Annotated in this window: 17 protein-coding genes and 1 pseudogene; 12 read left to right on the forward strand and 6 right to left on the reverse strand. The window is 60.1% G+C overall.

The genetic code is table 11. The features are described 5' to 3' along the window. Window positions 1–141: 141 nt before the first annotated feature. Window positions 142–1053, reverse strand: coding sequence for a helix-turn-helix domain-containing protein (locus AB3226_RS08330; RefSeq protein WP_367372728.1), 912 nt, complete (start codon window positions 1051–1053; stop codon window positions 142–144). A gap of 188 nt (window positions 1054–1241) precedes the next feature. Between AB3226_RS08330 and pobA the strand changes: the two genes are divergently transcribed. Further along, window positions 1242–2426 carry a 4-hydroxybenzoate 3-monooxygenase gene (pobA, locus tag AB3226_RS08335; protein WP_367375771.1) on the forward strand — a complete coding sequence of 395 codons (1185 nt, stop codon included), beginning with the start codon at window positions 1242–1244 and terminating at the stop codon, window positions 2424–2426. 78 nt (window positions 2427–2504) lie between these two features. After that, window positions 2505–4022, forward strand: coding sequence for an MDR family MFS transporter (locus AB3226_RS08340; protein ID WP_367372729.1), 1518 nt, complete (start codon window positions 2505–2507; stop codon window positions 4020–4022). 128 nt (window positions 4023–4150) lie between these two features. Here the strand turns inward: AB3226_RS08340 and AB3226_RS08345 are convergent. The 4 genes and pseudogenes from AB3226_RS08345 to AB3226_RS08360 all read right to left on the reverse strand — a co-directional run bounded on the left by AB3226_RS08345 (window position 4151) and on the right by AB3226_RS08360 (window position 8224). Further along, window positions 4151–4999: pseudogene (locus AB3226_RS08345) on the reverse strand (cache domain-containing protein). 294 nt (window positions 5000–5293) lie between these two features. Continuing rightward, entirely contained in the window at window positions 5294–6160 is an 867-nt protein-coding gene (locus tag AB3226_RS08350; RefSeq protein ID WP_367372730.1) for an ATPase, read from the reverse strand. A gap of 116 nt (window positions 6161–6276) precedes the next feature. After that, window positions 6277–7269 carry an NAD-dependent epimerase/dehydratase family protein gene (locus AB3226_RS08355; protein WP_367372731.1) on the reverse strand — a complete coding sequence of 331 codons (993 nt, stop codon included), beginning with the start codon at window positions 7267–7269 and terminating at the stop codon, window positions 6277–6279. 61 nt (window positions 7270–7330) lie between these two features. Then, the gene (locus AB3226_RS08360) at window positions 7331–8224 is read right to left on the reverse strand and encodes a LysR family transcriptional regulator ArgP (protein ID WP_305446693.1); all 894 of its coding nucleotides are present in this window, start codon (window positions 8222–8224) and stop codon (window positions 7331–7333) included. Window positions 8225–8320: 96 nt separating this feature from the next. Between AB3226_RS08360 and AB3226_RS08365 the strand changes: the two genes are divergently transcribed. The 3 genes from AB3226_RS08365 to AB3226_RS08375 all read left to right on the forward strand — a co-directional run bounded on the left by AB3226_RS08365 (window position 8321) and on the right by AB3226_RS08375 (window position 10103). Then, window positions 8321–8722 (forward strand): ACT domain-containing protein, encoded by a 402-nt coding sequence (locus AB3226_RS08365; RefSeq protein WP_367372732.1) that lies wholly within the window; start codon window positions 8321–8323, stop codon window positions 8720–8722. Between the two features lie 5 nt (window positions 8723–8727). Beyond that, window positions 8728–9327, forward strand: coding sequence for a LysE/ArgO family amino acid transporter (locus AB3226_RS08370; protein ID WP_367372733.1), 600 nt, complete (start codon window positions 8728–8730; stop codon window positions 9325–9327). A gap of 179 nt (window positions 9328–9506) precedes the next feature. Continuing rightward, window positions 9507–10103: a superoxide dismutase gene (locus tag AB3226_RS08375; protein WP_007898423.1), complete on the forward strand. Its 597-nt coding sequence runs from the start codon at window positions 9507–9509 to the stop codon at window positions 10101–10103. 272 nt (window positions 10104–10375) lie between these two features. Here the strand turns inward: AB3226_RS08375 and AB3226_RS08380 are convergent, their stop codons facing one another. Further along, window positions 10376–10744 carry a DUF6124 family protein gene (locus AB3226_RS08380; protein WP_367372734.1) on the reverse strand — a complete coding sequence of 123 codons (369 nt, stop codon included), beginning with the start codon at window positions 10742–10744 and terminating at the stop codon, window positions 10376–10378. Window positions 10745–11369: 625 nt separating this feature from the next. On the opposite strand from AB3226_RS08380, the gene AB3226_RS08385 reads away from it, so the two are divergent. The 7 genes from AB3226_RS08385 (at window position 11370) to AB3226_RS08415 (ending at window position 23315) form a co-directional block, all read left to right on the forward strand. Continuing rightward, on the forward strand, window positions 11370–13418 hold the full coding sequence (locus AB3226_RS08385; protein ID WP_367372735.1) for a putative bifunctional diguanylate cyclase/phosphodiesterase: 2049 nt from the start codon (window positions 11370–11372) through the stop codon (window positions 13416–13418). A gap of 310 nt (window positions 13419–13728) precedes the next feature. After that, window positions 13729–15072: an imelysin family protein gene (locus tag AB3226_RS08390; RefSeq protein WP_367372736.1), complete on the forward strand. Its 1344-nt coding sequence runs from the start codon at window positions 13729–13731 to the stop codon at window positions 15070–15072. 184 nt (window positions 15073–15256) lie between these two features. After that, window positions 15257–16684 (forward strand): di-heme oxidoredictase family protein, encoded by a 1428-nt coding sequence (locus AB3226_RS08395; protein ID WP_367372737.1) that lies wholly within the window; start codon window positions 15257–15259, stop codon window positions 16682–16684. Between the two features lie 27 nt (window positions 16685–16711). Next, window positions 16712–17776 (forward strand): imelysin family protein, encoded by a 1065-nt coding sequence (locus AB3226_RS08400; protein WP_367372738.1) that lies wholly within the window; start codon window positions 16712–16714, stop codon window positions 17774–17776. Window positions 17777–17790: 14 nt separating this feature from the next. Then, entirely contained in the window at window positions 17791–18888 is a 1098-nt protein-coding gene (locus tag AB3226_RS08405; RefSeq protein WP_367372739.1) for a DUF1513 domain-containing protein, read from the forward strand. A 238-nt stretch (window positions 18889–19126) separates the two neighbouring features. Further along, window positions 19127–20275, forward strand: a complete 1149-nt coding sequence (locus AB3226_RS08410) for an efflux RND transporter periplasmic adaptor subunit (RefSeq protein ID WP_367372740.1) — start codon at window positions 19127–19129, stop codon at window positions 20273–20275. A gap of 13 nt (window positions 20276–20288) precedes the next feature. Further along, window positions 20289–23315 carry a multidrug efflux RND transporter permease subunit gene (locus AB3226_RS08415; protein WP_367372741.1) on the forward strand — a complete coding sequence of 1009 codons (3027 nt, stop codon included), beginning with the start codon at window positions 20289–20291 and terminating at the stop codon, window positions 23313–23315. The last annotated feature ends 115 nt before the right edge of the window (window positions 23316–23430 follow it).

Raw genomic sequence — 23430 nt, forward strand, 5'->3', positions numbered from 1 at the left:
TTTGTGGCAAGGGGGCTTGCCCCCGTTCGGCTGCGCAGCAGTCGTAATTCGGTGAATGCGGTGTTCTCATTGAAATGTTGGGGCCGCTTCGCGACCCAACGGGGGCAAGCCCCCTCGCCACAGGCCCCCTCGCCACAGGGTTCAGGCCTCGTTGTCCTGATCGGCCTGGTCCTGATCAGCCTTCAAGCGGTCGCGAAAAGCCTTGGGCGAGATCCCCACGCGACGCCTGAACAGGCGCGTGAAGTTGGTCGGATCGGAAAACCCCAACACGTCGGACATTTCATAAATGGTCATGCTGGTGTAGGTCAGCAAGCGCTTGGCCTCCAGCAATTGACGCTCATGCATGATCTGCAACGCCGGTTGCCCCGCCAGCTCACGGCATGTGCCGTTGAGGTGGGACACGGAAATCCCCAAGCGATGAGCCAGATCCTCGACCTTGACGTGCTGACGATAGGTTTCTTCCACCAGCTGAATAAAGCCGTTGAGATATTCCCGAGCCCGCTGCGGACGCTGAGTGGCGGTTTGGCGCTGAATCACCTGACGGCTGATCCACACCATGATCACGCTGACCAGCGAATGCATGAGCATTTCGCGCGCCGGTTGATGGCCGGTGTATTCGCTTTGCAGCGCTGAAAACAGGCTGTTGAGGTACTCGCTGTCCTTGCCCGCCGGGTAGCTTTCGGCCTGTGCCAGAGCGTTCACCGAATTGCCCAGTTGTGCTTGCAAGTGGGCAATCAGCGGCGCGGACAGCGTGACGACGAACCCTTCGACGTCCTCGGAAAACCGATAACCATGCACCGATAACGGCGGCAGAATCAGGATGGCCGGCTCGGTCAATTGTGAGCGTTTGCCTTCGATTTCAAGCTCTGCCTGACCTTTGAAGACCAAGAGCAACTGACACAAATCGGCGTGGCGGTGGGGTTTGATTTCCCATTGATGTTCGCGGCTGCGTTTGGAAATGGTTTCACAGTGCAATAAGTCAGGGGTCGGCCAGTCCAGGCTTTCACCGTAGAGTTTGAACACCGGAATCGATGGCAGGTCAGGCTTGTTCATCACTTCAATCCAGGCCTCGAGGGTAACGGGGCGATAATCGCACCGATTGGCAGAATGTACAGGTATCGGCTCAGTTTTCCCCTTCAATTGACAGACTCGCAAGTGAAAAATGCAAGTACTCGATCCATAAAAATCATTCACCGGCCTTGGTCGCGTGGAGCTTGCGAGTCATAAAAACAATGAAAACACTGAAAACCCAAGTCGCCATCATCGGTGCCGGCCCCTCTGGCTTGCTACTCGGCCAATTGCTGCATAACGCCGGCATCGACACCCTGATCCTCGAACGCCAGACCCCGGACTATGTGCTCGGACGCATTCGCGCCGGTGTCCTCGAACAAGGCATGGTAGAGCTGTTGCGTCAGGCCGGGGTGGGTCAGCGCATGGACGCCGAAGGGCTGGTCCATGCAGGCTTCGAACTGGCCCTCGACGGGCGCCGGGTACACATCGATTTGCAGGCGCTGACTGGCGGCAAAACCGTAACGATCTATGGCCAGACCGAGGTCACCCGCGACCTGATGGCCGCCCGTCGGGACGCCGGTGCGCAGACAATTTATCAAGCCGGTAATGTCGTCCCCCACGGCATGAAAACCGCCGAACCCTTTGTCACCTTCGACAAGGACGGCGAAACGTATCGACTCGATTGTGACTACATCGCCGGTTGCGACGGTTTCCATGGCGTGGCGCGGCAGTCGATTCCTACTGACTGCCTGAAAGTGTTCGAGCGGGTTTATCCGTTCGGCTGGCTGGGGATTCTCGCTGACACGCCACCGGTCCACGAAGAGTTGGTCTACGCGCGGCATGAACGGGGTTTTGCGCTGTGCAGCATGCGTTCGCCGACACGTACCCGTTACTACCTCCAGGTTCCGGCTCAGGACAAAGTCGAAGACTGGTCCGATCAGCGCTTCTGGGATGAGCTCAAATCCCGTCTGCCGACCGCCCTCGCCGCCTCTCTGGTGACCGGTCCGTCGATTGAAAAAAGCATCGCGCCACTGCGCAGTTTCGTGGTCGAGCCAATGCAGTACGGGCGGATGTTCCTGGTCGGCGACGCCGCGCACATTGTTCCGCCCACCGGCGCCAAGGGGTTGAACCTGGCGGCCAGCGACGTCAGTACGTTGTTCAATATTCTGCTGAAGGTTTACCGCGAAGGCCGTGTGGATTTGCTGGAGAAGTATTCCGAGGTCTGCTTGCGTCGGGTGTGGAAAGCCGAGCGGTTTTCCTGGTGGATGACCTCGATGTTGCATCGCTTCGACGAGCACGACGCGTTCAGCCAGCGCATCAGCGAATCGGAGCTGGCCTATTTCGTGGACTCCGAGGCGGGTCGAAAAACCATTGCAGAAAACTATGTCGGTCTTCCATATGAGGCTATCGAATAGCCTCCTATCGACTTACACTGGCGAGCATTCCGGCTCGCCTTGCCACTGCGGGTCCATCACTGCCCGCAGGTTTTACCCGTGACCAATCTCAACCAGCCTGAAACGCCCAAACCGGCCATTCGCAGCGTATTGATCGCCCTGATGCTGGCGATCTTTCTGGGCGCGCTGGACCAGACCATCGTCGCCGTGTCGATGCCGGCCATTTCCGCGCAATTCAAGGACGTCAGCCTGCTGGCCTGGGTGATTTCCGGGTACATGGTGGCGATGACCGTAGCGGTGCCGATCTACGGCAAACTCGGCGATCTGTATGGCCGCCGCAAGTTGATGCTGTTCGGCATGGGGGTGTTCACCCTTGCGTCGTTGTTCTGCGGCATGGCGCAAAGCATGGAGCAACTGGTGCTGGCGCGGATCCTTCAGGGCATCGGCGCCGGCGGGATGATTTCGGTGAGCCAGGCAATCATCGGCGACATCGTTCCACCTCGCGAACGCGGTCGCTATCAGGGTTACTTCAGCAGCATGTACGCAGTGGCCAGCGTGGCCGGCCCGGTTCTCGGTGGCTACATGACCGAATACTTGTCCTGGCGCTGGGTGTTTCTGATCAACCTGCCATTGGGCCTGGGTGCCTGGTTGGTGGCCCACCGCACGCTGGTGGGGCTGCCGGTGCCACAGCGCAAGCCGATCATCGACTACTTCGGCACCTTGTTGATGATCATCGGCCTGACGGCGTTACTGCTGGGCATTACTCAGGTTGGCCAGGGCTATTCGTGGCACAGCACCGAAGTGTCGGGTTTGCTCGGTTGTGCGGTGGTGGTGCTGGCCGTGTTCGTCTGGCATGAACGGCGGGCGCGGGAACCGTTGCTGCCGATGCATTTGTTCGCCAATCGCAATGCGATTCTTTGCTGGTGCACGATTTTCTTCACCAGTTTCCAGGCGATTTCCTTGATTGTGCTGATGCCGTTGCGCTTCCAGAGCGTCACTGGCGCCGGGGCCGACAGCGCTGCGCTGCATCTGTTGCCGCTGGCCATGGGCTTGCCGATCGGCGCGTACTTCGCCGGACGCCAGACCTCGGTGACCGGTCGTTACAAACCGATGATTCTCACCGGCGCCCTGCTCATGCCGTTCTCGATCCTGGGCATGGCGCTCAGTGCGCCTCAGGCGTTTGTGCTGAGCAGCCTGTTCATGTTGCTCAGTGGCATCGCCAGCGGCATGCAGTTCCCGACATCGTTGGTGGGTACGCAAAACTCGGTGGAGCAACGGGACATCGGCGTCGCCACCAGCACCACCAATCTGTTCCGTTCCTTGGGTGGTGCAATGGGTGTGGCGTTGATGTCGGCGCTGCTGCTGGCGTTGTTGCAGGATTCAAGTTTCGCTCACTTGGCCGGCTCGTCGTTAATGGCCGAAGGGAGTTCGGGGAATGTCTTGCTCGATGGTTTGAACGCCGCACCGGGTGAAGCGCAGAACGCCTTGCGCGCTGAGCTGTTGCTGACCTTCCGGCATTTGCTGATGGTCAGCGCGGCGGTGTCGCTGCTGGGGCTGGCGGCGGCGATTGCCATGCCGAACAGAGTGCTGCGGGGGCGGGAGGACACGGTTCGCTAAGCCCTCCGACCGATCGTTCCCACGCTCTGCGTGGGAATGCAGCCCGGGACGCTCTGCGTCCCATTGGAACGCGGAGCGTCCCTTGAGGCGTTCCCACGCAGAGCGTGGGAACGATCAATGTCTACCCTTCAAGGGCTGTAATACCCTACCGCCACCAGAACATGCCCGACCTTTTTCAGGTAGGCATGCTTGTCTTCGACCTTGCCGGTTACCGGGTTTTTCCAGCGGTACTCGTATTCACCGTCATCCTGTTTGGCCATCAGCGCCAGGATCGGCTCGCCCACCGGTTTGCCTTCCGGGTCTTTGATCTTGCTGAAATCGGTGTTAATCAGTCGCAGATTGGTGCCATGGGCCACATAACGCTGGGTGTCCAGGTCGACGACAAACACGTACAGGTCATCCTGCAAGTAACCGCCCTTGAGGGAGTTGATCGCTGTGAGCGTGCCCTTTTCGTTTTTGGCCAGATCGACCGCTGCTTTATCGAGCAACGCTTGCGCCTGTTACGGCGAGGCCCGTGGCAGGTAATAACCGACCGCCAGAATCCGCTGGCCGATGCGCTGATAGAACACATGCTTGCGTTCAACCTTACCGTCGGCCCAGTTCTGCCAGCGGTATTCGGCCTGCTGAATGCCATTGCCCTCCGGCACTTTCAAGGCGTCCTTGAAGGCTTTCTGCACATCAGGCCCAAGCACCTCGGACACATCACGGCCGATCAACGCCGAAGATGGCCCGCCGCTGGCGAGCATCACACCCTTGGTATCGACTACGAAGACATAACGATCCTTGTCGACAAAGTCGCCCTGACGGCTGAAGGCCGCGAAAGCCTTGTCACCCTGCTCGTGGTAATAGGCCAGCGCTTTTTCCAGCAAGGCTTTAGCGGCCTGGCTGTCATCCTTTTCCGTCGTGGCGGCGTGAATCGGCCCCAGGCACAGCAAAAGCAATCCGCCCAGCCAGGCTAGCTTGTGAAGAACCCCCATTGCGCATTCCCCGTTCTTATTAGTGTTTCAAGAGCGTAGACGGCTTGGGGCTATGTATGAATATTCAGGAAACGGTGGGGGGAGGTCTGTGTTTTGAAGGGCATATATAGCGAGGCGCTTTTCTGTGGCGAGGGAGCTTGCTCCCGCTGGGTGGCGCAGCCGCCCCAAACCCATTCACCACAATTCTTCAGGTAATCCGCGGTGCCTGATTTGCGACTGCTGCGCAGCCGAGCGGGAGCAAGCTCCCTCGCCACAAAAGCTCTACTCGACAGGCCCCATCACGACATCAGTCAATCAAGGCCGGGCACGCAGCTGTTGCTGCAGATTCTGAATCTGCGCCTGCAGGGTGTTGATGTTGCGGGTGACCTGGCCGCGGAAGGCGTCGAACTCAGCAATGTTGGTGCCACCTTGTGCGGCGGCCGGGCGGTTGTCCTGCTGGCTTTTGAGCACGATCATGTCTTGCTCCAGGCGCTCGATGGCGGCGCTCGGGTTGTTTTGTTTCTTCAGCGCGACGATGTCAGCGCCCAGGCTTTTGAGTTGGGCGTCGAACTTGCCGGTATCGTCCGACGCGTTCTTCAACGCGACCAGTTCGCCGCTCAAGGCTTTGACCTGGGCCTGTAACTGAGCATTGGCGGTTTGTTGTTCGGTGGCTTGCGCGGTCATTTGCGCCAGGCGCTTGTCCAGATCGGAGGTCTGGCCGAGTACGCCTTGCTGCTGTTTGCTCTGGTCCTGAAGCTTGCTTTCCAGCTGTTTGCTCTGGTCCTGGAGTTTGCCTTCAAGCTGTTTGATTTGCAGCTTCAACGCTTCACTGCCGGTGTTGACGTTGGACTGGCTGGCCACGACCTTGCCGGAAATGTCCTGCAAGCGCCCCGCCGCTTCCTCACTGATGCGCGCGAAACTTTCCTGGGTCGCCACCAGTTGCTGTTCCATCAGCGAGATCTGCTGAAAACTCCACCAGGCAAGGCCGGCGAAGGCAAAGAACAAGGCGCCGACCAATGCCCACAGAGGGCCAGTGCTCGGGCCTTTGACCTTCACCACCGGCGTGGTGCGCGAATGCACGGAAGTGCGAGCGGTGGTCGGAAAATCATCGTCATCGAGGCTGTCGGCGCGCAGGCTCGGGACATCGTCGAAGTCGTCGTTGGCATCGTTACGCATGGGCATTAGGGTCAACCTTTGTGGAACGCGGTGATGGCTTGATGCGGCGAAGTATAACCCCCGCTGCCGCACCGGTTGACCCTGAACCCCGAACTCGGTTCAGTCAGGGCCCCCCTTGTGTGTCAGCGAATGTCCTGAGCCTTCCACCAGCCGCAGAATTCATCAAGAGCAGTCCAGAGGCTGACTTTCGGATCGTAGTCCAGATAATGCCGCGCGCGACTGATATCCAGGGTGAAGTTTTTGTTCATGACCTGCATGCCCAGCCGCGACAGCGTCGGCTCGGGACGTCCTGGCCACAGCTTGCACACACCCTCGTTGAGCGTGGCAAGGCTGTAGGCCAAACCGTAGGAACGGTAACGGGTAACCTGTGGGACATCCATTTGGCGCATCACGTAATTGACCACATCCCACAACGGAACCGGCGCTCCATTGCTGATGTTGTAGGCCTTGCCCAAGGCCGAACCGCTGGCCAGCAAGCTACTGAGCAACGCTTCATTGAGGTTTTGTACGCTGGTGAAATCGACCTTGTTCAGGCCATTGCCAATAATCGCCAACCGCCCCTTGCGCTGCATCTTCAGCAGCCTGGGGAAAATGCTCATGTCGCCGGCGCCCGTCACGAAACGCGGGCGCAGGGCCAGGGTTTCGAGGCCAAACTCTTGCGCACCGAAGACTTTTTGTTCAGCCAGGTATTTGGTCGCGGCGTAGGGATGTTTGAAGCGCTTGGGCACCTGCTCTTCGGTCAACCCCAGATGATCACGGCCATCGAAGTAGATCGACGGCGATGACAAGTGCACCAGGCGCCGAACCCGCTGTTTCAGACAGGCTTCGACCACGTTCTCGGTGACTTCGACATTGCCTTGATGAAAGTCCTGATACCGCCCCCACAAACCCACTGCACCGGCGCAATGGACCACGGCTTCGACGTCTGAACACAGGTCGCGCGCCAGTTGCGGGTCGCTCAAGTCGCCCTGAATGAACTCGGCGCCACGGCGCACCAGATGCTCGACGCTTTCGGCCCGGCGACCATTGACCCGCACGTCCAGGCCCTGCTCCAGGGCAAAACGCGCAAAGCGTCCGCCAATGAAGCCGCTTGCGCCGGTGACCAGAATCTTCATGAATTGCTCCGAATATTTCGTTTTGCGTATTGCGTAGGACGTGAGGTCTTGACGCTGCCCGTCAGTCCAACGGCACCAGCCATTGCTTCGACGAGCGCACCAATTGATCGGTGAGTAACCCTAAAAGCTGACCGCCATTGCGCCAATGATGCCAGTACAGCGGCACATCGATCGGCTTATCTGGCAAAAGCTCCTGCAATTGGCCGCGTTCCAGTTGCTCGCGCACCTGCAATTCAGGCACCAGGCCCCAGCCAAGCCCTGCCTCCGTGAGACGAAGAAACCCTTCGGACGATGGGCATAAATGGTGTTCGAAACCGCCATCCACACCGAGGGATGCGAGGTAGCGATGCTGTAGGAAATCATCCGGGCCAAACACCAGAGCCGGGGTTTTGGCTAACTGATCGGCGCGCACACCTTCAGGAAAATGCCGGGCAATGAACGCCGGGCTCGCCATCGCACGGTAGCGCATTGCCCCCAACAGAACGCTGCGCGCACCGGCCACCGGCCGCTCACTGGCGCAGACACACCCCGCCACTTCGCCTGCGCGCATGCGTTTGAGGCCGACGGTCTGGTCTTCTACCACCAAGTCGAGCAACAGATGTTGTTCCGCGCAAAAGTCGCCCACCGCCTCGGCCCACCAAGTGGCAAGACTGTCGGCATTCAGCGCGATGCGCAGGCGTTCCGGCAAGCCTTCTTCGTCCAGCGCCGGGACCAACGTTTGTAGATCGCGCTCAAGCAATCGCACCTGCTGCACATGGTTGAGCAATCGCCGGCCAATCTCCGTCGGCGCCGGGGGTGTGACCCGCACCAGCACCGGTTGGCCGACCCGTGCTTCCAGCAGTTTGATCCGCTGGGAAATGGCCGATTGGGACAAACCCAGCACCTGCGCGGCGCGTTCGAATCCGGCCTGTTCGATTACCGCGGCGAGCGCGGAAAGTAATTTGTAGTCGAACATCAGTTTTCCTAATGGGCGATCAGCACTATTGGTTTTTCTTATACAGCCTTCAACCGGAGAATGGCCAGCAAGAACTCTTGAAGAAGGATCACCGACATGGCTGGCGAAACGTCATTGGCAACCCTGCTGCGCAGCATGAGCCCGCAACTCAACGACGGCGAATACGTGTTCTGCACGTTACGCGACGGCAAGCTGCCCGCTGGCCTTGAAATTGTCGGCAGCTTTCGTGAACGGGAAGGCCTGACGGTGATTCTGGAACGTTCCCACGCTGAGAAGGCCGGTTTCAGCTTCGATTACGTCGCCGCGTGGATCACCTTGAACGTGCACTCAGCCCTCGAAGCCGTCGGCCTGACCGCCGCGTTCGCCACGGCACTGGGCAAGGCTGGCATCAGTTGTAACGTGATCGCCGGGTATTACCACGACCATTTGTTCGTCGGCCAGGCCGATGCCGAACGCGCCCTGCAGGTACTGCGGGATCTGGCGACCAACGCGGAGTAAAACGTATGTGGCAAAGCTATGTGAACGGCCTGTTGGTGGCCGCCGGGCTGATCATGGCGATCGGCACCCAGAATGCGTTTGTGTTGGCGCAGAGCCTTCGGCGTGAACATCACCTGCCGGTGGCCGCGCTCTGCGTCACCTGCGATGCGTTGCTGGTGGCTGCCGGGGTATTCGGCCTGGCGACGGTGTTGGCGCAAAACCCGACTCTGTTGGCCATCGCTCGTTGGGGTGGCGCCGCGTTTCTGCTGTGGTATGGCAGCCTGGCGCTACGTCGGGCGTGCTCGAAACAGAGCCTGCAACAAGGCGAGAACCAGACCGTGCGCTCGCTACGGGCGGTGCTGCTCAGTGCATTGGCGGTGACGCTGCTCAACCCGCACGTTTATCTGGACACCGTGTTGCTGATCGGTTCTCTCGGCGCACAACAAACAGAACCTGGTGCTTATGTGGTGGGCGCGGCCAGTGCGTCATTGCTGTGGTTTTTCACTTTGGCCCTTGGCGCGGCATGGCTGGCACCGTGGCTGGCACGGCCAAGCACCTGGCGAATCCTCGACCTGTTGGTCGCCGTCATGATGTTCACCGTAGCGTTCCAGTTAATCATCGCTTGATGATTTATTCCAAAAGGCTCTGGAACCTCTATTCCACACAGTTGTTGCGTGGTTATGCCGCACCCCCGGTGCTATGATCCGATCCCTGCGCCGCAAAGAGTACAAACTCCCCGGCGCATGTCTGGCCGCCCGTGATCGGCCTTGCGCTCACCGCAACTGACCTGATTAGGAGAATCATCATGGCTTTCGAATTGCCGCCGCTGCCTTACGCACACGATGCCCTGCAGCCGCACATTTCAGAGGAAACTCTGCAGTATCACCACGACAAGCACCACAACACCTATGTCGTGAACCTGAACAACCTGGTGCCAGGCACCGAGTTCGAAGGCAAGACCCTGGAAGAAATCGTCAAGACTTCCTCGGGCGGTATCTTCAACAACGCCGCTCAGGTCTGGAACCACACTTTCTACTGGAACTGCCTGGCGCCAAACGCCGGCGGTCAACCAACCGGCGCGCTGGCTGATGCCATCAACGCAGCGTTCGGTTCGTTCGACAAGTTCAAGGAAGAGTTCAGCAAAACCTCCATCGGCACCTTCGGTTCCGGTTGGGGCTGGCTGGTGAAAAAGGCTGACGGTTCCCTGGCCCTGGCCAGCACCATCGGCGCCGGCAACCCGCTGACCAGCGGCGACACCCCGCTGCTGACCTGCGACGTCTGGGAACACGCTTACTACATCGACTACCGCAACCTTCGTCCGAAGTACGTCGAAGCGTTCTGGAACCTGGTCAACTGGAAATTCGTGGCTGAGCAGTTCGAAGGCAAAACCTTCACCGCTTAAGCTTCGCGCCAGTCAAGAAACCCGGCTTTTGCCGGGTTTTTTTATGGGCTGGGGAAATGGGTACATTCCTACAGCCGCCTTCGCGGGCAAGTCGGATCGCCGCACCGCTCGCTCCTACAGGGGGAGAGGTCATATACAAAAACCTGTGTACGACACAAATCCTGTGGGAGCGGGCTTGCCCGCGATAGCGGTGTGTCAGGCGCAGGGATGTTGGATGTGCCCCCGTCATCGCGGGCAAGCCCGCTCCCACAGTATTGCGGTGTATCTGAGAGCTAAGCCGGATCGACGTTATCCAGCGCCCGGTTCACCGCCAACTCCGCCAACATGATGACCTGCTGGATCGCCAACGCCGTGTGGCGCTGCGGGCCGATCAGATTGTTGGCGAAATCGCTGGCCAGAACACTCGCTGAGGCCAACGATTCACAGGCGTGGGCCAGCAGGCTCTCGGTGTCGGCACCCGGGGCGACCATGAACAGGGTGCTGGGGCGACGGCTTTTTTCGGTGTATTGCGCCGGGGGATCGAGGTAGTAGTCGAGGGCGCGTTTTATGGCTTCGCGGTCTTTGAGTAATTCTTCGGTGCGCAAAGCTTCGGCGTTGGGGGTGGTGGTGTTGAAAGGTGGATCGGGAATTAATTTGTCCATTGAGAAATTTCTCCAGCGTTGGAGCCTCCACTTGCCGCTTCTCACACGGGAAGAGGTGGCAGCTATGTGCGAGGTGAGAAGACCGGTTATGGACACCCGGCCGGACCGAAGTCCGCCCGCACACAGCCGCCATAACGCATTTGCTGGCAGCTAATAAGCTGGCGGCGATTATGCGTGTACAGACACTGGATGACCATAAGTTGCCGGGCTCTCACACCCGATCGCTGAGTTTTCAGCGACAGCCAAAGGTTAGGGAATCCGCTTCCCACCCGGCAACCTGAAAAATGCGTGGGAAAGATCTGCGTTCTGACAAGTCGGTTAAACAACCCATGCCAGACGGCCGGTCTCTGTAGGAGGGAACATTCCCACAACGCGAGTGGCATTCGCCCTCTTGTCCCCACCTCACAGCCGTCTAACATCAACCACAAGGAAAAATTGTCCCGTTCCCCTCAAGTTGAGGGCCTCAACAACCGACACAGTACTAATAGGGCAAATACTCCAAACAGCATATCGGCCAAGCTACCGGCAAAATCCCCTGGGTTGGAATGTCCCTTTGACTGACATCACGGGATTGCCAATACTCATGGCAACTTGACGCTACCCGCACGGAACAAGGAATAACCCTTTGAAGCTGGAACTCAAGAACAGCTTGTCGGTGAAGTTGCTCCGGGTCGTGCTCCTGTCGGCATTGATCGTCGGCGTGGTCTTGAGCTGCGCGCAGATCGTTTTCGATGCCTATAAAACACGTCAGGCCGTAGCCAGCGATGCCCAGCGCATCCTCGACATGTTCCGCGACCCCTCGACCCAGGCCGTCTACAGCCTGGACCGGGAAATGGGCATGCAGGTGATCGAAGGCCTGTTTCAGGACGACGCCGTGCGCATGGCCTCCATCGGCCATCCTAACGAAGCCATGCTTGCGCAAAAAACCCGTGAACTGCAGCACTCCAACAGCCGCTGGCTGACTGACCTGATCCTCGGCAACGAACGCACCTTCACCACCCAACTGGTGGGCCGCGGGCCCTACAGCGAGTACTACGGCGACCTGAGCATTACCCTCGACACAGCCACCTACGGCAAGGGCTTCATTGTCAGCTCGGTGATCATCTTCATCTCTGGTGTATTGCGCGCCATGGCCATGGCCCTGGTGCTGTATCTGGTCTATCACTGGTTGCTGACCAAACCGCTGTCGCGGATTATCGAGCACCTGACCGAAATCAACCCGGACCGGCCCAGCGCCCACAAGATTCCGCAGCTCAAGGGTCATGAGAGAAACGAGTTGGGCATCTGGATCAACACCGCCAACCAGTTGCTCGAATCCATCGAGCGCAACACTCACCTGCGCCACGAAGCGGAAAACAGCCTGCTGCGCATGGCCCAGTACGACTTCCTCACCGGTTTGCCGAATCGCCAGCAATTGCAGCAACAACTGGACAAAATCCTCGTCGACGCCGGCAAATTGCAGCGCCGGGTCGCGGTGCTGTGTGTCGGGCTCGATGATTTCAAGGGCATCAACGAACAGTTCAGCTATCAGGCCGGCGACCAATTGCTGCTGGCCCTGGCCGATCGCCTGCGAGCCCACAGCGGCCGCCTCGGCGCGCTCGCCCGTTTGGGTGGCGACCAGTTTGCACTGGTCCAGGCCGACATCGAACAACCCTATGAAGCAGCCGAACTGGCCCAAAGCATTCTTGATGATCTGGAAGCGGCGTTCGCCCTCGATCATCAGGAAATCCGCCTGCGCGCCACCATCGGCATCACCCTGTTCCCCGAGGACGGTGACAGCACCGAGAAGTTGCTGCAAAAAGCCGAGCAGACCATGACCCTGGCCAAGACTCGCTCGCGCAACCGTTATCAGTTCTATATCGCCAGCGTCGACACGGAAATGCGTCGGCGCCGCGAGCTGGAAAAAGACCTGCGCGATGCCTTGATCCGCGACCAGTTCTACCTCGTTTATCAACCGCAGATCAGCTACCGCGATCATAGCGTGGTGGGTGTCGAGGCGTTGATTCGCTGGCAGCATCCCGAACACGGGCTGGTGCCGCCGGACCTGTTTATCCCGCTGGCCGAGCAGAACGGCACCATCATCGCCATCGGCGAATGGGTGCTGGATCAGGCCTGCAAACAATTGCGCGAATGGCACGATCAGGGTTTCGACCTGCGCATGGCGGTGAACCTGTCCACCGTGCAATTGCACCACGCCGAGTTGCCGCGAGTGGTCAACAACCTGCTGCAGATGTACCGCCTGCCACCGCGCAGCCTGGAGCTGGAAGTCACCGAAACCGGCCTGATGGAAGACATCAGCACCGCCGCCCAGCACTTGTTGAGCCTGCGTCGCTCCGGCGCGCTGATCGCCATCGACGACTTCGGCACCGGTTATTCATCACTGAGCTATTTGAAAAGCCTGCCGCTGGACAAAATCAAGATCGACAAGAGCTTCGTTCAGGACCTGCTCGATGACGACGACGACGCGACCATCGTTCGCGCCATCATCCAGCTGGGCAAGAGCCTGGGCATGCAGGTGATCGCCGAAGGCGTGGAAACCGCCGAGCAAGAGGCCTACATCATCTCCGAAGGCTGCCATGAAGGTCAGGGCTATCACTACAGCAAACCGCTGCCGGCACGGGAGTTGAGCGCCTATCTCAAGCAAGCCCAACGCAGTAATGCAGTCATTCTCTGAAACAGTGGAAAAACCCTGTGGCGAGGGAGCTTGCTCCCGCTCGGCTGCGCAGCAGTCGCAATCAGGTTGACGCGATACTTCTGGCAGAACCGGGTTGCAGAATTTGGGACAGCTTCGCCGTCCAGCGGGAGCAAGCTCCCTCGCCACAGGGCCGCGCCAGCTGCTATAGATCATGTTCCTGGCACTCAGCCGCGCGAATAAGAAATATTTACAAGCACAACCCTTTACACATAATGCGAAAGATTTGCATTATGTCGCAGTTTTGCGCGCCCCTCGCGCGTCCATCAATCACCGAAGCAGGATGTTCGCCATGATTCGTATGCCTCTGGCCACCGCCAGTCTGCTGGCCATCGCTATTTCCCTCGCCGGTTGCGGCGAAGGCAAAGACAAGGCTGCCGCTCCACAAGCGCCGACCCCGGCCGCCAGCACCGCTGCCCCGGCTGCGCCTGCTGCTACCGGTAAAGTCGATGAAGCCGCCGCCAAGGCTGTGGTCGCGCACTACGCCGACATCGTCTTCGCCGTTTATAGCGATGCCGAATCCACCGCGAAAACCCTGCAAACCGCCGTCGACGCATTCCTCGCCAAGCCGAACGCCGACACCCTGAAAGCCGCCAAGGCTGCCTGGGTCGCGGCCCGCGTGCCTTACCTGCAGAGCGAAGTGTTCCGCTTCGGCAACACCATCATCGACGACTGGGAAGGTCAGGTGAACGCCTGGCCACTGGACGAAGGCCTGATCGACTACGTCGACAAATCCTACGAACACGCACTGGGTAACCCGGGCGCCACCGCCAACATCATCGCCAACACTAAAGTTCAGGTCGGCGAAGACAAGGTCGACGTGAAAGACATCACCCCGGAAAAACTCGCCAGCCTGAACGAGCTGGGTGGTTCCGAGGCCAACGTCGCCACCGGCTACCACGCCATCGAATTCCTGCTCTGGGGCCAGGACCTGAACGGCACCGGCCCTGGCGCCGGCAACCGCCCGGCTACCGATTACCTGGAAGGCAAAGGCGCTACCGGCGGTCACAACGATCGTCGTCGCGCTTACCTGAAGTCCGTGACCCAACTGCTGGTCAACGACCTGCAAGAAATGGTCGGTAACTGGAAGCCGAACGTGGCCGACAACTACCGCGCCACCCTGGAAGCGGAACCCGCTGAAACCGGCCTGCGCAAAATGCTGTTCGGCATGGGCAGCCTGTCCTTGGGCGAACTGGCGGGCGAGCGCATGAAGGTTTCCCTGGAAGCCAACTCCCCGGAAGACGAACAGGATTGCTTCAGCGACAACACCCACAACTCGCACTTCTACGATGCCAAAGGCGTGCGTAACGTGTACCTGGGCGAATACACCCGCGTCGATGGCAGCAAAATGACCGGCGCCAGCCTGTCGTCGCTGGTCGCCAAAGCCGACCCGGCAGCCGATACCGCGCTGAAAGCCGACCTGGCTGCGACCGAAGCCAAGCTTCAGATCATGGTCGATCACGCCAACAAGGGTGAGCACTACGACCAACTGATCGCTGCCGGCAACACCGCTGGCAACCAGATCGTGCGCGACGCCATCGCCTCGCTGGTCAAGCAGACCGGTTCGATCGAAGCGGCCGCCGGCAAACTGGGCATCAGCGACCTGAACCCGGACAACGCTGATCACGAGTTCTGATCAACGCTGGCTGAGTGAAAAAGGCGACTTTCGGGTCGCCTTTTTCATGCCTGTTTTTGGGTGGATGCTGACGGCCTCAAGTCAAACCCTGCCTCAGATCAACCAAACGATAATTCCTCTTATTCAAACTCCCCTGCCCTGTTAGACTTTGCGCCCTTGTTTTGCTCGTCTTGCAGGATGTCCGATGCCCTCGCTGCCTCTTCGCTTGTCCGCACTGTTGCTGGCCCTGGGCCTGAGTGCCTGCGATGACGCCCCGCGTTTTACCCAGGCCGAACCCGGTGAAGCCCGCTCCGGCGGCAGTGCGACGGTGCGCAAGACCGATCAGAACGCATTCTCCCTGCCGTCCGCCAATCTGCCGCCGTCACGGCGCGTCGATTTCAGCGTCGGCAACAGTTTCTTTCGCAGCCCTTGGGTGATTGCCCCATCGACCACCACCGCCCGCGATGGCCTTGGCCCGTTGTTCAATACCAATGCCTGCCAGAACTGCCACATCAAAGACGGGCGCGGTCACCCGCCCGCACCCGATGCGCCGAACGCGGTGTCGATGCTGGTGCGTCTGTCGATCCCTGATGCGCCGGCCTACGCCAAAGTCATCGAACAATTGGGCGTGGTGCCGGAGCCGGTCTACGGCGGGCAGTTCCAGGACATGTCGGTGCCCGGCGTCGTCCCGGAAGGCAAGGTGCGCGTCGATTACACGCCGGTCCCGGTGCGTTTCAAGGACGGCAGCGAAGTCGAGTTGCGCAAGCCGACCCTGCAGATCACTCAACTCGGCTATGGCCCGATGCACCCCGATACGCGTTTCTCGGCGCGCATCGCACCGCCGATGATTGGCCTGGGCTTGCTTGAAGCGATCCCCGACGAGGCCATTCTGGCTAACGCCGAGGCTCAGGCGCGAGAGAAGAACGGCATCGCCGGACGACCGAACCGGGTCTGGGACGACGCGCAGCAGAAAACCGTCCTCGGGCGATTTGGCTGGAAGGCCGGGCAACCGAACCTCAATCAACAAAACGTTCACGCGTTCTCTGGTGATATGGGCCTCACGACCAGCCTGAGAACCGTTGATGACTGCACCGACGCGCAAACTGCTTGCAAGCAGGCACCCAACGGCAATGGCCCGGATGGCGAGCCGGAAGTCAGTGACAACATTCTGCGGCTGGTGCTGTTCTACAGCCGTAATCTCGCGGTGCCGGCCCGTCGCGATGTCGGCGCGCCGCAAGTGCTGGCCGGCAAGAATCTGTTTTTCCAGGCGGGATGCCAGTCCTGCCATACCCCGAAATACACCACCGCCGCCAACGCCGCGGAACCTGAATTGGCCAATCAAGTGATTCGCCCTTACAGCGACCTGCTGCTGCATGACATGGGCGACGGCCTGGCCGACAACCGCAGCGAATTCCAGGCCAGCGGCCGCGACTGGCGCACCCCGCCGTTGTGGGGCATCGGCCTGACGCAGGCGGTCAGCGGCCACACCCAGTTTTTGCATGACGGCCGCGCCCGTAACGTGCTCGAAGCCGTGCTCTGGCATGGCGGCGAGGCAAAAGCGGCGCAGCAACAGGTTTTGTCTTTCAATGCCGAGCAGCGCGCGGCGTTGCTGGCGTTTTTGAATTCCCTTTAATACGTTTTCCTTCAGCGGGAGCCCGACATGTTCCGTCCCAAATTGTTGTTCACCAGCCTTGCCGCCCTCGCCCTGGGTGCCTGTTCGCCCCAGGATCCGCAAGCGGTCACATCGGCGGCCATCGCCAAGCAAGTCATCCTGCCGACCTACAGCCGCTGGGTCGAAGCCGACCGGCAACTGGCGGTCAGCGCCCTGGCCTTCTGCCAAGGCAAGGAAAACCTCGAAACCGCCCGCGCCGACTTCCTGCACGCGCAGAAAGCCTGGGCCGAGTTGCAACCGCTGCTGATCGGGCCGTTGGCCGAAGGCAACCGTTCGTGGCAGGTGCAGTTCTGGCCGGACAAGAAAAACCTCGTGGGCCGTCAGGTCGAGCAACTGGTCACCGCGCAACCGCAGATCGATGCCGCCGCCCTGGCCAAGTCCAGCGTTGTGGTTCAGGGGCTCTCGGCCTATGAATACATCCTGTTCGACAGCAAAGTCGACATGGCCGACAGCGCGCAGAAAGCCAAATACTGCCCGCTGCTGACCGCCATTGGCGAACGCCAGAAGCAACTGGCCGAAGAGATCCTGTCGCGCTGGAATACCAACGACGGCATGCTCGCGCAGATGAGCAAATTCCCGAACCAGCGCTACGCCGATTCCCACGAAGCCATCGCCGATCTGCTGCGCGTGCAAGTGACGGCGCTGGACACCCTGAAGAAAAAACTCGGCACGCCGATGGGCCGTCAGAGCAAAGGCACGCCACAGCCGTTCCAGGCCGATGCGTGGCGTAGCCAATCGTCGCTGAAAAGCCTGGAAGCGAGCCTGAGCGCGGCGCAAACCGTCTGGGTCGGTGTCGACAACAAAGGCCTGCGCGGTCTGTTGCCGAGCGAGCAGAAAACCTTGGCTGACAAGATCGACGCGGCCTACGCAGCGTCCCTGAAACTGCTCGCCAGCAATCAGCGCTCGCTGACCGACATGCTCACTGACGATGCCGGGCGCCAGCAGCTCAACGCGATCTACGACAGCCTCAACGTTGTCCATCGTCTGCACGAAGGCGAGTTGGCCAAGGCGCTGGGCATCCAACTGGGCTTCAACGCCAACGACGGTGACTGATGAGGGCAAGTGCCATGCTGCGACGCCAGGCTCTGACGTTAGGGAGTTTGCTGCTGGGTGCGGTGACACTGGGCGGCTGGACGCTGTTCAAGCAAAAAGACCAAAGCCCGCTGCTGCTCTCGGCGCGCGACGATGGTGACGGCAAGCACTACGCCGTCGGTTATCGGCTGGACGGCACCCGGGTGTTTGCCACCCAGGTCGGCCAGCGTTGCCACGACATCATCAACCATCCGACGCTGCCGATAGCGCTATTCGTCGCTCGGCGTCCGGGGACCGAGAGTTACCTGATCGACCTGCGCGACGGCACGTTGCTGCAAACCGTGGTCTCGCAGCCGAACCGGCACTTCTACGGTCACGCAGTGATTCACCAGAGTGGCGACTGGTTGTATGCCACCGAGAACGACACCTCCGATCCGGGCCGTGGCCTGCTCGGTGTGTATAAGTTCGAAGGTGAGCGGCTGGTGCACAGCGGCGAGCTTTCCACCCACGGTGTCGGCCCGCATCAGGTGTCGTGGATGCCCGATGGCGAGACGCTGATTGTGGCCAACGGCGGCATTCGCACCGAAGCCGAAAGCCGGGTCGAGATGAACCTCAACGCGATGGAACCGAGCCTGGTGTTGATGCAGCGCGATGGCACTTTGTTGAGCAAGGAAACACTGGCCCAGCAGATGAACAGCGTGCGGCATCTGGGCGTCGCCAGCGACGGTACCATCGTCGCCGGCCAGCAGTTCATGGGCGCTGCCCACGAGTCATCGGAGCTGCTGGCGATCAAGCGTCCCGGCCAACCGTTCGTGGCGTTCCCGGTGCCCGAGCATCAGTTGCAAGCCATGGGGCATTACACCGCCAGCGTCGCCGTACACAGCGAACTGCGTCTGGTCGCCCTGACCGCGCCGCGGGGCAACCGCTTTTTTATCTGGGACCTGGACAGCGGTGAAGTATGCCTGGATGCGCCACTTCCCGACTGCGCTGGCGTCGGGGCCGTGGCCGATGGTTTTGTCGTGACCTCCGGTCAAGGACGATGCCGGTACTACGATTGCCGTCAGACAACCCTTGTTGCAAAACCTCTGGAGCTGCCTGCCGGGCTCTGGGACAACCATCTGCATCTCATCTGAGGCCACCTCCCCAGTGTTGGGTTTACCTTGTGGCGAGGGAGCTTGCTCCCGCTGGGCTGCGCAGCGGCCCTAAAAAATGGGACTGCTACGCAGTCCAGCGGGAGCAAGCTCCCTCGCCACAGCTTTTGTGTTCGCCGCACTGCATTCTCGTCTGTAAAAAGTGGCAGTTGGAATCCCCCTCACACTCGGAGTAATGTTCCCGCCTGTACCACCTGATTTTCTCCAAGGAACTGGAAATATGCTGCGTCGCCGCATGCTGATCATGTTGGGTGTTGTTCTGCTAATCGTGCTGGTCCTGGCCGGTTACAAAGCCTTCTCCATCTATACGATGATGCAGGGTTTCTCCGCGCCGAAACCGCCGATAAGTGTCGCGGTGGCCACCGCCACCGAACGTCCGTGGCAAAGCCGTTTGCCTACGGTTGGCACCCTCACGGCGCTGCAAGGGGTCGACCTGAGCCTGGAGATCGCCGGCACCGTCAAGGAAGTGCAGTTCGAGTCGGGACAGAAGGTCAAGGCCGGCCAACCGATCCTGCAACTCGAGACCTCCGTTGAAACTGCCCTGCTGGCAACTGCTCAAGCAGACCTGGGACTGGCGCAACTGGATTATGGTCGCGGCAGCCAATTGGTGGGCAGCCAGGCCATTTCCAAAGGCGAGTTCGACCGACTCTCGGCGGTGTTGCAAAAGAGCCGGGCCACGGTCAATCAGCTCAAGGCGGCCCTGGAGAGAAGGCGCATCCTCGCCCCGTTCAGCGGGACCATCGGCATTCGTCAGGTAGACGTCGGCGACTACGTGGCCAGCGGCACGATGATCGCCACCCTGCAAGACATCAGCAGCCTCTACGTCGACTTCTTCGTGCCCGAACAATCGGTGCCGAAAATCGCCCTCGGCCAACCGGTACAAATCATTGTCTCGGCCTATCCGACAGAGAGTTTCCCCGGCACCATCAGTGCAATCAACCCGAAGGTCGAGAGCAGCACCCGCAACGTGCTGGTGCGCGCAACCCTGGCCAACCCCGATGACAAACTGCTGCCGGGGATGTTCGCCAGCCTGCAGGTAATGTTGCCTGATCCGCAGCCACGCATCGTCGTGCCGGAAAGCGCGATCACCTACACCCTTTATGGCAATTCGCTGTACGTCGTCGCGCAGAAAAAGGCCGAAGACGGCAGCCTCGAAAAAGATGACAAGGGCGAGCCGATTCTGATCGCCGAGCGGCGCTTTATCGAAACCGGCGAGCGTCGCGATGGAATGGTCATGATCACCAAAGGCGTGCAGAACGGCGAAAAAGTGGTCACGGGGGGCCAGATCAAACTGGACCACGGCGCGCACATTGCCATCAGCGACGACAAGACCCTAGCCGAGAAGAGCAGTCAGCCGCGCGCTGACTGATCAAGGAATCCCCATGGCTTTTACCGACCCGTTCATCCGCCGCCCGGTGCTCGCCACTGTGGTCAGCCTGTTGATTGTGCTGCTGGGCTTCCAGGCCTGGAGCAAGTTGCCGCTACGCCAGTACCCGCAAATGGAAAACGCGCTGATCACGGTGACCACCGCTTACCCCGGGGCCAACGCCGAAACCATCCAGGGTTACATTACCCAACCGATGCAGCAGAGCCTGGCCAGTGCCGAGGGCATCGACTACATGACCTCGGTCAGTCGCCAGAACTTCTCGGTGATCTCGATCTACGCGCGCATCGGTTCCAACAGCGACCGCCTGTTCACCGAGCTGCTGGCCAAGGCCAACGAGGTCAAGAACCAGCTGCCCCAGGACGCCGAAGACCCGGTGCTGAGCAAGGAAGCCGCCGACGCCTCGGCGCTGATGTACATCAGCTTCTTCAGCAAGGAGCTGAGCAATCCGCAGATCACCGATTACCTGTCACGGGTGATCCAGCCGAAACTGGCGACCTTGCCGGGCATGGCCGAAGCCGAGATTCTCGGCAATCAGGTGTTCGCCATGCGCCTGTGGCTGGACCCGGTGAAACTCGCCGGTTTCGGCCTGAGCGCCAGCGACGTGACCAACGCCGTGCGCCAGTACAACTTCCTCTCCGCCGCCGGCGAAGTGAAAGGCGAGTACGTGGTCACCAGCATCAACGCCAACACCGAACTCAAATCCGCCGAAGCCTTTGGGACGATTCCGCTCAAGGTCGAGGGCGACAGTCGCGTACTGCTGCGGGACGTGGCGCGGGTCGAGATGGGCGCGGAGAACTACAATTCTGTCAGCTCCTTCGGCGGCACGCCTTCGGTGTACATCGGCATCAAGGCCACGCCCGGCGCCAACCCGCTGGACGTGATCAGGGAAGTGCGCAAGATCATGCCGGAGCTGGAAGCCCAGCTGCCGCCGAACCTGAAAGGTGAAATCGCCTACGACGCCACCCTGTTCATTCAGGCCTCCATCGACGAAGTGGTGAAAACCCTGTTCGAAGCGGTGCTGATCGTGATTGTGGTGGTGTTCCTGTTCCTCGGCGCCCTGCGCTCGGTGGTGATCCCGGTGGTCACCATTCCGCTGTCGATGATCGGCGTGATGTTCTTCATGCAGATGATGGGCTACTCGATCAATCTGCTGACCTTGCTGGCGATGGTATTGGCCATCGGGCTGGTGGTGGACGACGCCATCGTGGTGGTGGAAAACATTCACCGGCACATCGAAGAAGGCAAGACGCCGCTGGATGCCGCGCTTGAAGGCGCGGCGGAAATCGCCATGCCGGTGGTGTCGATGACCATTACCCTGGCGGCGGTCTATGCGCCGATCGGATTCCTGACCGGCCTGACGGGAGCGCTATTCAAGGAGTTCGCCCTGACCCTGGCCGGGGCGGTGGTGATTTCCGGCGTTGTTGCCCTAACGCTGTCGCCGATGATGTGTGCCCTGCTGCTGCGCCATGATGAAAACCCTACCGGCCTGGCCCATCGCCTGGACGTGATCTTCGAAGGCCTCAAGCGCCGTTACCAGAGTGTGCTTCATGGCACCCTCAACACCCGGCCGGTGGTGCTGGTGTTCGCGGTGATCGTACTCTGCCTGATTCCGGTGCTGCTCAAATTCACCCAGTCGGAACTGGCGCCGGACGAAGACCAGGGCGTTATCTTCATGATGGCCAATGCCCCTCAACCGGCCAACCTCGACTACCTGAACGCCTACACCGACGAGTTCCTCGCGATTTTCAAGGAGTTCCCCGAGTACTACTCCTCGTTCCAGATCAACGGTTTCAATGGCGTCCAATCGGGGATCGGCGGCTTCCTGCTCAAACCCTGGAACGAACGCGAGCGGACCCAGATGCAGATCCTGCCCGAGGTCCAGGGCAAACTGGCAAGCATTCCGGGCCTGCAAATTTTCGGCTTCAACCTGCCTTCCCTGCCGGGCACGGGTGAAGGTTTGCCGTTTCAATTCGTGATCAACTCGGCCAACAGCTATGAGTCATTGCTGGAAGTGACGGACCGGGTGAAAAAAAGAGCGATGGAGTCCGGCAAGTTTGCCTTTGTCGACGTCGACCTGGCCTTCGACAAACCCGAAGTCGTGGTGGATATCGATCGCGCCAAGGCTGCACAGATGGGTGTGTCGATGCAGGACCTGGGTGGCACCCTCGCGACGTTGCTGGGTGAGGCCGAGATCAACCGCTTCACCATCGAAGGTCGCAGCTACAAAGTCATTGCGCAGGTGGAACGCCCCTTCCGGGATAATCCCGACTGGCTGAACCATTATTACGTCAAGAACACCAAGGGCGAGTTGTTGCCCCTGTCGACCCTGATCACCGTGACCGACCGGGCGCGGCCGCGCCAGTTGAACCAGTTCCAGCAACTCAATTCGGCCATTCTTTCCGGGGTCCCGCTGGTCAGCATGGGTGAAGCCATCGACACCGTGCGCCAGATCGCCCGGGAAGAAGCGCCGGCGGGATTCGCCGTCGACTATGCCGGTGCGTCACGGCAATACGTTCAGGAAGGCAGCGCGCTGTGGGTCACCTTTGCCCTGGCGTTGGCGATCATCTTCCTGGTGCTGGCGGCCCAGTTCGAAAGTTTCCGCGATCCGCTGGTGATTCTGGTGACCGTGCCGCTGTCGATCTGTGGTGCATTGATACCGTTGTTCCTCGGCTGGTCGAGCATGAACATCTACACCCAGGTGGGGTTGGTGACGTTGATCGGGTTGATCAGCAAGCACGGGATTCTAATCGTCGAATTCGCCAACCAGTTACGCAAGGAGAAGGGCCTGTCGCCTCGTGAAGCGGTGGAGGAAGCAGCGGCCATTCGCCTGCGTCCAGTATTGATGACCACGGCGGCGATGGTGTTCGGCATGGTGCCGTTGATCATTGCCACGGGCGCGGGTGCCGTCAGTCGGTTCGACATTGGCACGGTGATCGCGACGGGGATGTCGATCGGGACGCTGTTTACGTTGTTCGTGTTGCCGTGCATCTACACGTTGCTGGCCAAGCCTGACAAGCCTTGACGTCAAAAGATCGCAGCCTTCGGCAGTTCCTACACGATCGTTCCCACGCTCTGCGTGGGAATGCAGCCCGGGACGCTCCGCGTCCCATCCAAAGCCGAACGCGGAGCGTCCGTAG

The sequence above is a fragment of the Pseudomonas lini genome, assembly GCF_964063345.1.
Lineage (GTDB): Bacteria > Pseudomonadota > Gammaproteobacteria > Pseudomonadales > Pseudomonadaceae > Aquipseudomonas > Aquipseudomonas lini_B.

Bases quoted from the DNA above. Each gene is read 5' to 3' on its own strand.
- AB3226_RS08410 (WP_367372740.1), top strand. From the start codon at position 19,127: ATGCTGCGTCGCCGCATGCTGATCATGTTGGGTGTTGTTCTGCTAATC.
- AB3226_RS08390 (WP_367372736.1), top strand. From the start codon at position 13,729: ATGATTCGTATGCCTCTGGCCACCGCCAGTCTGCTGGCCATCGCTATT.
- AB3226_RS08405 (WP_367372739.1), top strand. From the start codon at position 17,791: ATGCTGCGACGCCAGGCTCTGACGTTAGGGAGTTTGCTGCTGGGTGCG.
- AB3226_RS08415 (WP_367372741.1), top strand. From the start codon at position 20,289: ATGGCTTTTACCGACCCGTTCATCCGCCGCCCGGTGCTCGCCACTGTG.
- AB3226_RS08395 (WP_367372737.1), top strand. From the start codon at position 15,257: ATGCCCTCGCTGCCTCTTCGCTTGTCCGCACTGTTGCTGGCCCTGGGC.
- AB3226_RS08400 (WP_367372738.1), top strand. From the start codon at position 16,712: ATGTTCCGTCCCAAATTGTTGTTCACCAGCCTTGCCGCCCTCGCCCTG.
- AB3226_RS08380 (WP_367372734.1), bottom strand. From the start codon at position 10,744: ATGGACAAATTAATTCCCGATCCACCTTTCAACACCACCACCCCCAAC.
- AB3226_RS08370 (WP_367372733.1), top strand. From the start codon at position 8,728: ATGTGGCAAAGCTATGTGAACGGCCTGTTGGTGGCCGCCGGGCTGATC.
- AB3226_RS08365 (WP_367372732.1), top strand. From the start codon at position 8,321: ATGGCTGGCGAAACGTCATTGGCAACCCTGCTGCGCAGCATGAGCCCG.
- AB3226_RS08360 (WP_305446693.1), bottom strand. From the start codon at position 8,224: ATGTTCGACTACAAATTACTTTCCGCGCTCGCCGCGGTAATCGAACAG.
- AB3226_RS08355 (WP_367372731.1), bottom strand. From the start codon at position 7,269: ATGAAGATTCTGGTCACCGGCGCAAGCGGCTTCATTGGCGGACGCTTT.
- AB3226_RS08375 (WP_007898423.1), top strand. From the start codon at position 9,507: ATGGCTTTCGAATTGCCGCCGCTGCCTTACGCACACGATGCCCTGCAG.
- AB3226_RS08350 (WP_367372730.1), bottom strand. From the start codon at position 6,160: ATGCCCATGCGTAACGATGCCAACGACGACTTCGACGATGTCCCGAGC.
- AB3226_RS08330 (WP_367372728.1), bottom strand. From the start codon at position 1,053: ATGAACAAGCCTGACCTGCCATCGATTCCGGTGTTCAAACTCTACGGT.